The organism is Streptomyces sp. 8N706, assembly GCF_052245415.1.
Taxonomy (GTDB): Bacteria; Actinomycetota; Actinomycetes; order Streptomycetales; family Streptomycetaceae; genus Streptomyces.
The window spans coordinates 1-12,027 of record NZ_JBQQBW010000162.1 but is presented as its reverse complement, the minus strand read 5'-3'; the positions used below and the strand labels follow the sequence as shown (position 1 = coordinate 12,027).

Genomic DNA, 12,027 nt, shown 5'->3' with positions numbered 1-12,027 from the left:
AGGCGGGCGGTCCGCGGCGGCCCAGGAGCTCGCCGCGGCAGTGCGTGCCGTGGAGAGCGGCGAGAGGTCCGCGGCCTCCTTCTTCTCCGAGCGCAGCCGTCCGGCCGCGCCGCCGCGCCCGGCGCCGAGCCGTCCCGCATCCGCCCCGGCTCCCGGCCGGGCGCCCGCACCGGGAGGTGGTGGAGCCCCCGCTGGTCCCGCCCCCGTACGCACCGGGCCGCCCTCCGCGGAGCGGTCGGCGCGGGCCTCCACCGTGCGTGAGGTGCTGACGGCCGGGGGCGCGCCCGAGGCCCTGGCCGACGACGTCCTCGAGGCGCTCGGCGACCGCGCTGCCTAGACACTGCGCGAGGATCCCTGGCAGCTGCTCGCCGTACCCGGCGTGCGACCCGAACAGGCCGACGGCTTCGCCCGTGCCCTTCTCGGCGAGGCCTGCGGACCCGACGACGAGCGGCGGGCCCAGGCGCTCATCCACTGGCTGCTGGAGCGGGCCGCGCTCGAAGGGCACACGGCCCTGGAGCCCGGGACCCTCAGCGCCGCGCTCGCCCAGCGCTCGGTGCCGGACCCCGAGGACGCGCTGCAGTCCGCCATCGCGGAAGGCGGAGTGCTGGTGTTCCAGGACGCCCTGGACTCCCCCGGTACGTCGCGGACGGAGTCCGCCGAGGAGGACGAGGAGCGGCCCGTCCGGATCCTGCTGGGCCTCGACCGGTACGCACTCGCCGAGGAGAGCCTCGCCGACGGCCTCGCCCGGCTGGTCAACACCTTCTCGGCTTCCGCTTCCGGGCCCGGCGCCCCGGCCGGCGAAGGCACCGACGCAGCACGCACCGAAGCCGCCGCCGGGACCTCCACCGCAGGCTGGCAGGCAGCAGCGGAGACGGCGGCATCCCCGTCCGCCGCCGAGCTGATCCATGCCGTGGCATCAAGCGGTCTGGTGGCCCATACCGGCGGTGAGGCGGCCCGCGCCGAGTCCGCGGCCGTCGTCGCCGCCGCCCGGGCCCTCGGACTGCGGGCCTACGCCGCCGCGCACAGCGAGGACGGCCGCCGGCGGCTGGCCGACGTGATCGACGCGTCCCTGGCCGGGACCGGGGACCGGCCCCAGGCTCCGGGAGAGGACGTGCACGGCGGCGGTACGAGCGGTGGCACCGGCGCGGCGGTCACCGTCGCCGGTCTGCTCTCGGGCGCCGAGGGGCCCGGCCGGGACCCCGAGGGCGCGCTCGCGCTCGATGTGCTCGTGGTGCTGGACGCCCCGCAGTTGGATGTGGAGACGGCCGCCATGCTGGTCGAGTCCCTTCCGGACGGGACCCGGCTGGTCCTGAGCGGCGACCCGGGCGTGCTGTGGTCGGCCGGCCCCGGCAGGGTGTTCGCCGATGTCCTGACCGCGCGTATCTGCCCCCAGGTGGCCTCCCGCACCCCCGACCCGGGACCCATCGGTGAACTCGTCTCGGGTATCGGAATCGGCGAGCTGAACCAGGTCGAGGCACCCGGCAAGGAGGTCGTGATCGTCCCGGTGCGCGACGCAGGGGAAGCGGTGCACCGCACCGTGCAGCTGGTCGCCGACTCGGTCCCGCGGGCCATCGGCATCCCGGCGGAGCGTACCCAGGTCATCACCCTTGGTCACGGCGGAGCGGCGGGGACCCGGGCGCTGAACCAGGCGCTGAAGGAACGGCTGAACCCCGGCCCCGGGCGCTTCGGAGGCTTCGATCCGGGCGACCGGGTCGCCTACGTCCCGGCCCCGGGGCGGATCCTGCCCGGCACGGTCGTGTCGGCGGACGCCGACGGGCTGCACCTGGACTGTGCGGGCTCGGCCGTCGTCGTCCCGCCCGGACGCGTGGGCGACGCCGTACGCCACGGCTGGGCGGTCACCGCACACCAGGCCGCCGGGGCACGATGGCCCGCCGCCGTCGTCGTGCTGCCGGGCGATGCCACCCAGGCGCTGACCCGGTCCTGGGTCTATACCGCCTTCAGCCGTGCCGAGAGCCATCTCTCGGTGGTGCACGGCGCCGACCAGGCGCTGCCGCGCGCGGTGGCCGAGGTGCCGGTGAAGGAGCGTACGACCCGGCTGCGGACGCTGCTGCAGACCTTCACCCCACCGGCCGGGTGAGGCCCGCCCGGCCGGTGTGAGACCTTGCCCGCCCGGCCGGTGAGTGCTCGGCCGACGGTGAGGCCTCACCCACCCCGGCGGTGATGCCCTGGCTGCCCGTCACTGAGACCTCGCCGTCGGCCGGCGGTGAGGCCTCAGTGACGGGTGGAGACGCTTCATCGATCGGAGTCGAGCGTCTCCAGTTCCTCCTCGTCGTCCTCGTCCAGCTCTTCGTCGAAGACGGCACTGACGTCGAAGCGGCAGACCACCCGCTCGGGGTCGGCCTCGTCGAACGGCGCGTTCAGCCACTCCCCCGGTTCCGACACCTCATCGGCGGCCGAGACCCAGAGCGTGGAGTCGCCTTCCTCCAGTCCGAACTCCTTGTGCCGGGAGGCGATCTCGTCCGGCTCGAACTCTCCGAACACCACGCCCAGTGCGGCATGGACGCTGCTGCCCGCCTGGCTCGCGGTGCCGTTCTGCCCCGCGGCCTCGTCGGCGTCGACGTCCGGGTCGAGCTCGGCGACCCGCCGCGCCTGGGAGAGCAGCCGGGGTGGTTCGACGACCGTATAGTCCCGCCGGATCAGCACACTGATCGCGCTCGGCTCCTCGGGCCCGGTGTAGACCGGCAGCGTGCCGTCGCCCGGGATCTCGAAGGGAGTGACCTCGTCGTAGGCGTCGTACAGCAGCTCGTCGTACTCCTCCGCCGCCGCGGCCAGCTCATTGAAAGCGGCGTAGACGGCCGGATCGTCTTCCCCCGACCGTCCCTCGACCGCGTGGAGGTGGCGGTCCAGGGCGGCCTTGACCGCCTCGGCGGCGGCGCGTACCTCGGTAGCGGATGGCTGCGCAGCATCAGACATAGTGCAGACGCTATCCGTAGAGGGGCACTGCCCGCACAATAGATTCGATGCCGGAATACGAATTTCGTGACGTGTACGTGCCGCGGGGGGTGTCCCGCAAGGCCACGACCCGTCTGCTGACCGAACATGCCGAGTACGGGCACTGGGAGTTGGACCGTCTGCGCCTGAACCCCGACGGCAGCCGCAGGGTGCGGCTGCGCCGTCGGATCATTCGCCAACTGCGTGCCACCTGGTGACCCGGAACGCCAAAAGGAGCGGGCCCCGCAGCCGCGGGGCCCCGCTCCGTCGTGCGTTCTTGCGTCGCGTGCGGCTCTACGGCCGCGACGCCACCTTCGCGCGGCGGTAGAGCACCGTACCGCCGAGCAGCATCGCGGCGGCCGCGGGCAGAACGACCCCCAGCGTCTCGGCGCCGGTCTGCGCCAGCTGTCCCTCGACCTGGGGCTGCGCCGCGGGCGGCGTGTTGCGGCGGCCCGATGAGCCCTCCACCTCGCCCGGCTCCTCCGAGGACCCACCGTTACCGGGGTTGTCCGGAGTGTCAGGGTTACCGGGGTTGTCCGGGTTCTCAGGGTTGCCAGGGTTCTCCGGCTCGCCCGGTTCGCCCGGCTCGCCGGGCTCCTCCGGTTCCTCGGGCTGCTCCGGGCTGCCCTGCGAGCCGTTGACGCACTTGCTGCCCAGGGCGGGGTTCAGGAACCCGCCACCGGATCCCGTGATGCCGCAGGCGTTCACCGGCGTGTGCACGGGCGTCTGAACGGCGTTGCCCGACCCCAGGCCGGGCGAGCCGATGGCGTCGCCACGGACCCCGCCACTCCCGTTCGAGCCGCTCCCGCCGTCCGAGCCGTTGGTGCACCTGTTCCCCACGGCCGGGTTGAGCAGGCCGACGGCGGTGATGGTGTTACCGCAGACGTTGATCGGAATATGGACCGGCGCCTGGATCGTATTGCCGGACGCGACGCCCGGAGAGTTTCGCGCACTTCCCTCGGCGTTTGCGTCCGCGTGCGCGTAGCCACCGGTCACGGCGAGTACACCACTCGCAGCCGCAACCGTGATCAGGCTCTTTCTCGCGACCTGTCGCATGAGTTCGCTCCCCTACTGCCTTTACCTATTGCCTTCGGAAGGCTTGCGGGCGAATTCCCGCTCGCCACATCCCCGCGCCGTGGAGTGCATCGCGCACACTCGGCGCCCACCGGGATCACACCCTCATGGGTTGCGGCACAACCTCGCTGATGGATGCAGGTGTTGCCGAAGACGGGTCCAGACCGCCAGTGGCAGCCGCGACCGCGGCAACCTTCTGGATCATTCGTCCTCCTAGTTGGCAATGCGGCCTCAGTGAGACCGCATTGCCTGTAACGAGAAGGGGGGAACCGGGCTACGGGGCCGTCCGTCCGTTCACTCTTTCTGACCAAGCGCGTCCGAATCGCGCATCAGAGGTTTTTCGGATTCGGCGCTCCGTGCATGCACAAGGCACGGGTCAGCTCTGGTCCAGGAACCGGTCGAGCACCCGGACACCGAACTTCAGACCGTCCACGGGAACCCGCTCGTCCACTCCATGGAACATTCCCGCGAAATCGAGCTCGGGCGGCAGCTGGAGCGGAGCGAATCCGAAGCAGCGAATGCCGAGATCGTCGAACGACTTGGCGTCCGTTCCGCCGGAGAGCATGTACGGCACGGCATGCGCGATCGGATCCTCCGCCTTGAGCGCGGACTGCATCGCGTCCACCAGCCCGCCGTCGAAGCTGGTCTCGAGCGCCTTGTCGGCGTGCACGTCCTCACGCCTGACGCGCGGCCCGAGGATGCGGTCGAGATCGGCGAGGAACTCCTCTTCGAACCCGGGCAGGAACCGGCCGTCGACATGGGCGGTGGCCTGCCCCGGAATGACGTTGACCTTGTAGCCCGACCCCAGCATGGTCGGGGCCGCCGTGTTGCGCAGCGTGGCCCCGATGATCTTCGAGATGCCCCCGAGCTTGGCGAGCGTCGCCTCCATGTCCTCCGGGTCGAGCGGAGTGCCCAGCGCGTCGGACAGCTCGTCGAGGAAGGACCGTACGGTCTTGGTCACCCGTACCGGGAACCGGTGGCGGCCGAGGCGCCCGACCGCCTCGCACAGTTCGGTGATGGCGTTGTCGTCGTTGGTCATCGAGCCGTGGCCCGCGGTCCCGTCCACCGTGAGGCGCATCCAGTGCATGCCCTTCTGGGCGGTCTCCACCAGATAGAGCCGCAGGTGCTCGTTGACCGTGAAGGAGAAGCCGCCGACCTCCCCGATCGCCTCGGTCACCCCCTCGAAGAGGTCCGGGTGCTCGTTGACCAGGTGGCGCGCACCGTAGACGCCGCCGGCCTCCTCGTCGGCGAGAAAGGCGAGCACTATGTCGCGCGGGGGTTTGCGGCCGCTGCGCAGCCGCTCCCGTACGACGGCGAGGGTCATCGCGTCCATGTCCTTCATGTCGACCGCGCCACGGCCCCAGACGCAGCCGTCGGCGATCTCGCCGGAGAAGGGGTGGTGGGTCCAGTCGTCGGCGTTGGCCGGGACGACATCCGTATGGCCGTGGATGAGCAGCGCGGGCCGCGACGGGTCTTCTCCCTCGATCCGCGCGACCGTCGAGGCACGGCCGGGATGCGACTCGAAGATCTTCGGCTCGAGCCCCACCTCCGCGAGCTTCTCGGCGACGTACTCGGCGGCGGCCCGCTCGCCGGGCCCCGAGTGGTCGCCGTAGTTGCTCGTGTCGATCCGGATCAGATCCCGGCAGAGGTCGACGACCTCGTCCTCGCCGGTGACGGTGCTGCTCGTCGCGGCCGAACTCGACTCGCTCACGCTGCCTCCTCATGGTTCGCTGCCACGGGCGCCCCCCTGGGCGCGGGCCCGCCCGCAGCGTGGTCCACGGTCATCCTCCCGCGCCCGGCGCCCCAGCCCAAGGCCGAAATGCCGCTGTCATACCCCCTTCACGGGAGGGCCGCCGGAGACGGTGCCGACCGCTCGTCCGGTTGATCGAGCACCCTCCGGCGTTTGCTATGGTTTTCTCCGTCGGAACGGCCGCGCGCCGGACGACGGACACCTTGTCCGGGTGGCGGAATGGCAGACGCGCTAGCTTGAGGTGCTAGTGCCCTTTATCGGGCGTGGGGGTTCAAGTCCCCCCTCGGACACAGAACGCTCCTTCCGGAGGAGTGACGGAGCCGCGGGCCGAGGTTCACCTCGGCCCGCGGTTCGTTTTCTGCCCTTTCCGGAGTCGGTAGCCGAGCCGGGCCCAGTTCCGGAGTCCGTCCCGCGAGCCGGGGTCAGGCTCGCGCGGTCCTGCTTCCCAGGCGCCGACGTACCCCGCGGACCAGGCGTTTCGCGGTGAACCCCGACCCGTAGACGAAGCGCATGGACGGACCGAACGACGGGGCGGTCAGCAGACCGGCGAAGAAGAGGCCGGGGCGGGAGGACTCGAACCGGGCGTTCAGCTCGGGGCCCCCGCTTCCGGCCACCCTGCGGAGCCCCGCGCGGAGAGCCGGGTCCAGCATGGGCAGCCGTGCGAGGTCGGGGGTGAAGCCGGTGGCCGCGATCACATGCTCCGTCTCGACGGAGGTCCGGGCCCCGTCGGCGGTGGTGAACTCCAGGCGTACGCCCGCGCCCGAGGGGACCGCCGCCCGCAGCCGCTGGCCCATCATGACCGGCACCCCGCTCTCGAAGCGCTCGCGCAGCCACCACGCTCCGGCCGGGCCGAGCGCGGTGGCCGCGATCCGCGCCCGGGTGGAGCCCGGCAGCCGGCGGACGGCCCAGGGGATCTCGGACCAGACCCAGCTCGGCCAGCCCGTACCCAGCCCGCAGTGCGGGTCGCGGAGGGAGCGGACGAGGCTGCGGTCCAGGGGCTGGGGCGGGGTGTTCCAGTTGAGGCGGTCCGCGCGGGCCACGACATGGGCGGTCGCGCCCTCCTCGGCCAGCAGCGCGGCGGTCTCCAGTGCGGCCTGCCCCGCTCCGATCACGGTGACGTCCTTGCCCTTGAACCCCGACAGGTCACTGTGGTCACTGCTGTGCGAGGCGAGGCCGTCCGGGAGGCCCTCGAGCGGCTCGGGGACATGGACCAACGGCATCACCCCGACCGCGAGGGCGACATTGCGGGCGGGGATCGTCTCGCCGTCCTCGGTGCCGATGACGAAGCCGTCGCCACGGGGCCGTACGGCGGTCACGGTCTGCTCGTCGACGCGCGGTACGGCCTGATCGGCGAACCACATGCCGTAGTCCGTGAAGGTGCCGATGGACATCGGGCTGCCGTGCTCGGCCGGCAGCCCGCGGGACGCACAGTAGGCGGACAGGGTGCGATCACCGCTGGGGTCGGACAGATTCGAGGACCAGGGCTCCGACTTGAGGAACATGCCCGCGGGCATGTGGTCCCGCCACGAGGCCATCGGACGGCCGAGTACGCGCAACCGCAGTCCGGCCGCGGCCGCGTGTGCCGCGATGGACAGTCCGTAGGGGCCCGCGCCGACGACTACCAGGTCGTACATGGATGCTTTCCGCTCTCTCGTCGTGAGGATCGTGCGCTGTGGGGTCTCGGAAGCTGGGTGGTGTCAGGAGCTGGGTGGTCTGGGATTCCGGGGGCTGGACGTCTCGGGGGCGGGGTCTCGGGCGGGGTCTCGGGGGCGGGGTCTCGGGGGCGGGGTCTCGGGGGCGGGGTTGTCGGAAGCCGGGGGCGGGGAACCGGGCGGGCTCGGAGGCCCGGGTCTCACCGCCCGGCCCCGGGGGTCAGGGAGCCATGACCGCCGCCGGCCGGGGCCTCAGCCGCCGCAGTCCCTTCAGCCCGCCCCGCCCCAGCCACCCGGCGGCCATGGCCGCGAACGGCGCGGGGTCGTCGGCGGCGAACCAGGCGGTCTCCGCGGCCCGGTGGCGCGCACCCGGATGACGCATCCCGCGGACGGCGGCGCGAGGACGCGCCGTGGTGGCGGTGGCGAGCCCGGACAGGAGCGCGTAGTTCTCCGCCACGAAGACCCGGCCGGGGACGGGTTGCGGGGCGGCGACCGGCCGGCCGGTGAGGTACAGGTGCAGGGCGCGTACGACATCCAGCCCGGTCCGGTGGGTGAAGAGGCGGAACTGCGCGCCCGGGCGGGGGTTGAAGTCGAGCAGGTGGTACCGGCCCGTCGCGGTGTCGCGCCGGAAGTCGAGGTCGAGGATGCCGCGGTAGCCCAGCCGCTCGGCCAATCCGTGCGCCGCACGCTCCACTTCGGCATTGGGAAGCCAGGTGCCGACGGCCGTCAGCCCGGTGCGGACCGGCCAGGCGAGCTCCTTGCGGCCCGATCCTCCGATCAGACAGCCCGATTCCGCGCCGAAGCAGCCGTGGAAGAACCAGTCCGTGCCGCGCCCGCCGGGAATGTGCTGCTGGAGCAGCAGAGGGCTGCCGGCCCGTCCGCTGTGCTCGTAGAGCGTCCGCGCCTCGTCGGGCGTGCGGACGAGTGTCGTGCTACGCAGCCCGGCGGCCCGGGGCAGCAGCCACGGCCGGCTCCACTTGGCCACCACGGGCAGGCCCAGGTCCTGAGCGAAGCCGGCCGCCTCCCGTCCGTTGCCGGGAATCACCGTCAACGGATGTGCCACCCCGGCGCTCCGGCACAGCTCGGCCAGCTCCGCCTTGTCGGCCACCCTGCCCGGGAGGCCGTCGGGCTGATCTGGTGTCAGGTAACTGCCCGTCAGCCGTTCGGCGATCCGGTCGGCGGCGATGGCGCTGATGTCGTCCATGGGGATCAGAACGGCGGGACGCCCGATGTGGTCGGCGATCTGACAGAGCGCCATATACAACTGGTCGATGGACGGGCTGCCGGAGGGCCAGCTGTGCGCCCGGTGCAGAAAGCGTGAACGGTTGACCGGACTGGCCGGGGATTCGACGAGCGTGTGCACCTCGATTCCCGCTCTGCCAAGGGATCTGACGGCCCCCAGGGTGCCGTGGTGAAAGGGATTGGCATCAAGGCGGATCAGCAATGCCGGCACACCGGTGTCGAAGTCGGGTCGTGGAGCGGGGTGAGCCGCGGAGTCGTGGTGCACTGCTCCCCTTCGGGTCGATGGGCCGTGCGGGCGATGAATTCACGAACGGACTATCAGAATCCATTCAATGAGACTGTGCGAAATACGTCCCATTTACTGTCAGGGGGTATGCAGCTGGTGCGAGTTGCACGCCGGAAGGAGTAGCCATGTCCCACCCGTCACGGAGACTGGCGTCCACCTGCCTCGGGGCGGTCACCGCGATCGTGCTCCTCGCCGGCGCGGCCATAGCGACTCCAGGTTCCCCGCAGGGCGTACCGCGCACCTGGCATCCGGATCCGAGTGAGGGAGTTCCCTGGGGTGCGTTCCTCGGTTCGGGCCCCGAAGGCGTGGAGCGGATCGCCGGGATGGAGCACTGGCTGGGCGGGACCGAGTTGCGCGTGGGCCATACCTACCTTCCGGGAAATCACTGGACCGACATCGAGGGGGACCTCCGTCTGCTCCAGGCGTGGGCGGACTGGCGGCGTGAAGATCCGGGGCGGCTGTTGGTGCTCAATGTCCCGATGTTGGACCGCAACGAGCACGGCATTCCGGACGCGGAGGTGGCCGCTCTCCTGGAGAGGGGAGCACAGGGGGACTTCGACGAGCACTTCCGTACCCTGGCCTCGCGGCTTGTGGCCCTGGGGGTGCCGGATACGGTGATCGTGCTCGGCTGGGAGATGAACGGCACGACATACACCGGCCGTTGTGCGCCGGACCCCGAGGCCTGGAAGGCGTACTGGATGGGGATCGTCACCACCATGCGCTCGGTTCCGGGCCAGCGCTTCCGCTTCGATTTCGCTCCGAGCCGCGGGAAGGACGCGATCGGCTGGACGGAGTGCTATCCGGGCGACGACGTGGTCGACATCATCGGCATGGACTCCTACGACCAGCCGCCGGGGAAGAGTTTCGACGAGCAGGTCGAGCAGCCCTTCGGACTGCGGGCCCAGGTGGAATTCGCCGAGAGGCACAACAAGCCGACGTCGTATCCGGAATGGGGGCTCTTCCGCTACGGCGACAATCCCCGGTACATGCGCAGAATGCTGCAGTGGATCTCTGAGAATCCGCCGGAGTACCACACCATCACGGACTACTGCCCGCACGGCGTGTGGCGCTGCGCCGAGAATCCGCGGGCCTCACGGGTGTTCCGGGCTCTGCAGCACTCCCGTCCGCGCCGGCATCAGCCGGGGACGGAGGCCGACTGTCTGCCGCTGGATCTGGGGCCGTTGCTGGAGCCGTTCTTCGGCCAGCGCCGGCTGTGCATCAGGTTCAGCTGGCGGGACACCTGACCGGGCGGCACGGCGGGGCCGCACTCATCGCGGCCCCGCCCCGCCCGCACGCCAGTTGTTGACCCTGCTGCGCCAGGCGAGCAGCGCCGGAATCCGGGCCCGGATCTCCTCGGCCAACCGGGACCGGCCCACCACTTGGGCGGCGTACAGCAGCAGCGCCGGCTCCAGTTCGCGACGGGCCAGGAGCAGACGCTGGTTGGTGACGGTCTCGGGTCGCCAGTGGTGCTTGTAGAACTCGTTTCCGCGCATCAGGCTGAGCATGCGGCCCGTCCTGGCCGCGTAGGCGGCGTCGTGGCGCAGCAGCATGGTGTTGATGTCGGCCTTGGCCGCCCGGAGATCGGGGTGCGCCCCGTAGAGATAGCCGCCGGAGAGATTCCTCGACATCAGCGTCACATCCACGGCCAGCACCCTGCCGCCGAGGCGGTACTCGGTGACGAGGGCGTCCCCGGCTCCGACCATCGGTGGGACGGCACGGAGCAGATGTGCGGCGAAGCGCGGTCTGACGTGTTCGGGGGTCACTCCCCGGCCCTGCCACTGGAGGCCGTGCAGCCGCAGCATGGTCACGACGGCACCGGGGACCTCGTGCTGGGGCACGCTGCGGTCCTGGAGGTCGAGCGTGTCGAGTTTACGGAGCTTGGTGCGTGAGCGGCGGGCGCTGGACGTGGGCATCCGCGCCAGCAGCTCCTCGACCGGGATGCCGGGGAGTTCGAGGCACACCGAGTCGTCCACGCGGCGCTTGGGGCCGGGCCACAGATCGAAGATCCGGTCGGCCGCGGCCCCGGGACGTACTTCGCGCAGATCGACGACGGCGCTCTGCGCCGCCCTGCTCAGCCCGTGGACCAGCGCGGATGCCGTGGTGGCGGCACAGGCGTCGTCGATCAGCACGTCGAGGAAGTCCGAGATGGGGCCCCCGAGGGGGGCGAGCGCCGGCATCGGACGGTACGTCAGTATCAGCGGGGCCGCCCCCACCAGCAGCCCCTCGCGGCGTACCAGCAGCAGCCGCAGACGGCCGGGGATCCCGTAGGACAGCCACCAGGAGTGCAGCCAGGCGTGGGTCTGGAACGGGGTGGCACTGCGGCAGCGCCTGTGCAGATCGTTCCACTCGGGGGCGAGCCGTGCGAAGCGCTCCGGGTCACTGCACAGTGCCACGGACAGTCCGGTGGACGGCTGCCACCGCGGCCTCGGCCGCGCGGTGGTCTCCGTCGTCATCTGGCGCCCTCCTTGGCGACGGCAGACTGCCCTCCGGCGGCCGCGGAGCCGCCCGCACCGGCGGCGCCGCGGCGGCTGCCGGGCTGGACCAGCATGGCGAGGCAGCCCACGAGACCCCCGGCGCAGGCGCCGACGCCTCCGGCGATCTTCGCGTTCGGGGAGCTGGGGGCCGTGGGGATGAGCGCCTTGGAGAGCACGGCCAGCCGTACGCCGGTTTTGGCCGCGGAGGAGTTGCCGTACGAGGTGAGGGCCCGGGCGACCTCGTTGGCGTTGGCGGCCGCCTGGTCGGCATGCAGGCCGCTGCCGTTGATCTCGATCATGGGAGCGTCGGGCGAGGTGACGGCCTGGACGCTCGTCCTGAGGGCTTCCGCCGTCATTCCGGCGGCCGTCTGGGCGTTGTTGAGGACGGCGCCCTTGGTGACGACACGTCCGTAGGCATGAGCGAACCCGAGGGCGGTGACCGGGTCCGAGGACTTGCCCGGGGCCACGACCACATAGCTGGTGGCGGTGTACTTGGGAGCCTTCAGCACGCCGTACGTCGTGCCGAAGAGAGCCCCGATCACGGCGAACAGCGCCACGGGCCACCAGAGGGGCAGGGGGGTGGGCATACGGAAGGGC

The 12,027-nt window shown here is 71.6% G+C and carries 9 protein-coding genes, 1 tRNA gene and 1 pseudogene; 4 read left to right on the top strand and 7 right to left on the bottom strand.

Going from position 1 to position 12,027, the window contains the following annotated elements; genetic code table 11:
* Window positions 1-2,098, top strand: a pseudogene (locus ACTWQE_RS32150) (helix-hairpin-helix domain-containing protein); the annotation flags it as partial.
* A gap of 155 nt (window positions 2,099-2,253) precedes the next feature.
* Here ACTWQE_RS32150 and ACTWQE_RS32145 read toward each other — a convergent pair.
* On the bottom strand, window positions 2,254-2,934 hold the full coding sequence (locus tag ACTWQE_RS32145) for a hypothetical protein (RefSeq protein WP_443332618.1): 681 nt from the start codon (window positions 2,932-2,934) through the stop codon (window positions 2,254-2,256).
* Window positions 2,935-2,981: 47 nt separating this feature from the next.
* Between ACTWQE_RS32145 and ACTWQE_RS32140 the strand changes: the two genes are divergently transcribed.
* The gene (locus tag ACTWQE_RS32140) at window positions 2,982-3,170 is read left to right on the top strand and encodes a DUF5703 family protein (protein WP_443332617.1); all 189 of its coding nucleotides are present in this window, start codon (window positions 2,982-2,984) and stop codon (window positions 3,168-3,170) included.
* 76 nt (window positions 3,171-3,246) lie between these two features.
* On the opposite strand, the gene ACTWQE_RS32135 is transcribed toward ACTWQE_RS32140, so the two are convergent.
* Complete coding sequence (locus tag ACTWQE_RS32135; RefSeq protein ID WP_443332616.1) at window positions 3,247-4,008, bottom strand: chaplin; 762 nt, start codon at window positions 4,006-4,008, stop codon at window positions 3,247-3,249.
* A gap of 394 nt (window positions 4,009-4,402) precedes the next feature.
* Window positions 4,403-5,737, bottom strand: coding sequence for a M20/M25/M40 family metallo-hydrolase (locus ACTWQE_RS32130; RefSeq protein WP_443332615.1), 1,335 nt, complete (start codon window positions 5,735-5,737; stop codon window positions 4,403-4,405).
* Window positions 5,738-5,981: 244 nt separating this feature from the next.
* Here ACTWQE_RS32130 and ACTWQE_RS32125 point away from each other — a divergent pair.
* Window positions 5,982-6,066, top strand: a tRNA-Leu gene (locus ACTWQE_RS32125).
* A gap of 132 nt (window positions 6,067-6,198) precedes the next feature.
* Here ACTWQE_RS32125 and ACTWQE_RS32120 read toward each other — a convergent pair.
* Both ACTWQE_RS32120 and ACTWQE_RS32115 read right to left on the bottom strand, forming a co-directional pair.
* A complete protein-coding gene (locus tag ACTWQE_RS32120; protein ID WP_443332614.1) occupies window positions 6,199-7,410 on the bottom strand; it encodes an NAD(P)-binding domain-containing protein in 1,212 nt (403 codons plus the stop codon).
* Window positions 7,411-7,648: 238 nt separating this feature from the next.
* Window positions 7,649-8,791 carry a carboxylate--amine ligase gene (locus tag ACTWQE_RS32115; RefSeq protein WP_443332613.1) on the bottom strand — a complete coding sequence of 381 codons (1,143 nt, stop codon included), beginning with the start codon at window positions 8,789-8,791 and terminating at the stop codon, window positions 7,649-7,651.
* A 290-nt stretch (window positions 8,792-9,081) separates the two neighbouring features.
* On the opposite strand from ACTWQE_RS32115, the gene ACTWQE_RS32110 reads away from it, so the two are divergent.
* Window positions 9,082-10,200 carry a glycoside hydrolase family 26 protein gene (locus ACTWQE_RS32110; protein ID WP_443332612.1) on the top strand — a complete coding sequence of 373 codons (1,119 nt, stop codon included), beginning with the start codon at window positions 9,082-9,084 and terminating at the stop codon, window positions 10,198-10,200.
* A 24-nt stretch (window positions 10,201-10,224) separates the two neighbouring features.
* On the opposite strand, the gene ACTWQE_RS32105 is transcribed toward ACTWQE_RS32110, so the two are convergent.
* Together ACTWQE_RS32105 and ACTWQE_RS32100 are read right to left on the bottom strand one after the other, a co-directional pair.
* The gene (locus tag ACTWQE_RS32105; protein ID WP_443332611.1) at window positions 10,225-11,409 is read right to left on the bottom strand and encodes a GNAT family N-acetyltransferase; all 1,185 of its coding nucleotides are present in this window, start codon (window positions 11,407-11,409) and stop codon (window positions 10,225-10,227) included.
* Window positions 11,406-12,027, bottom strand: a 622-nt coding sequence (locus ACTWQE_RS32100; RefSeq protein ID WP_443332610.1) for a lipopolysaccharide biosynthesis protein, incomplete at its 5' end; no start/stop codon positions are given. The genes ACTWQE_RS32100 and ACTWQE_RS32105, both read right to left, overlap by 4 nt.

Bases quoted from the DNA above. Each gene is read 5' to 3' on its own strand.
- ACTWQE_RS32145 (WP_443332618.1), bottom strand. From the start codon at position 2,934: ATGTCTGATGCTGCGCAGCCATCCGCTACCGAGGTACGCGCCGCCGCC.
- ACTWQE_RS32140 (WP_443332617.1), top strand. From the start codon at position 2,982: ATGCCGGAATACGAATTTCGTGACGTGTACGTGCCGCGGGGGGTGTCC.
- ACTWQE_RS32135 (WP_443332616.1), bottom strand. From the start codon at position 4,008: ATGCGACAGGTCGCGAGAAAGAGCCTGATCACGGTTGCGGCTGCGAGT.
- ACTWQE_RS32120 (WP_443332614.1), bottom strand. From the start codon at position 7,410: ATGTACGACCTGGTAGTCGTCGGCGCGGGCCCCTACGGACTGTCCATC.
- ACTWQE_RS32110 (WP_443332612.1), top strand. From the start codon at position 9,082: ATGTCCCACCCGTCACGGAGACTGGCGTCCACCTGCCTCGGGGCGGTC.
- ACTWQE_RS32105 (WP_443332611.1), bottom strand. From the start codon at position 11,409: ATGACGACGGAGACCACCGCGCGGCCGAGGCCGCGGTGGCAGCCGTCC.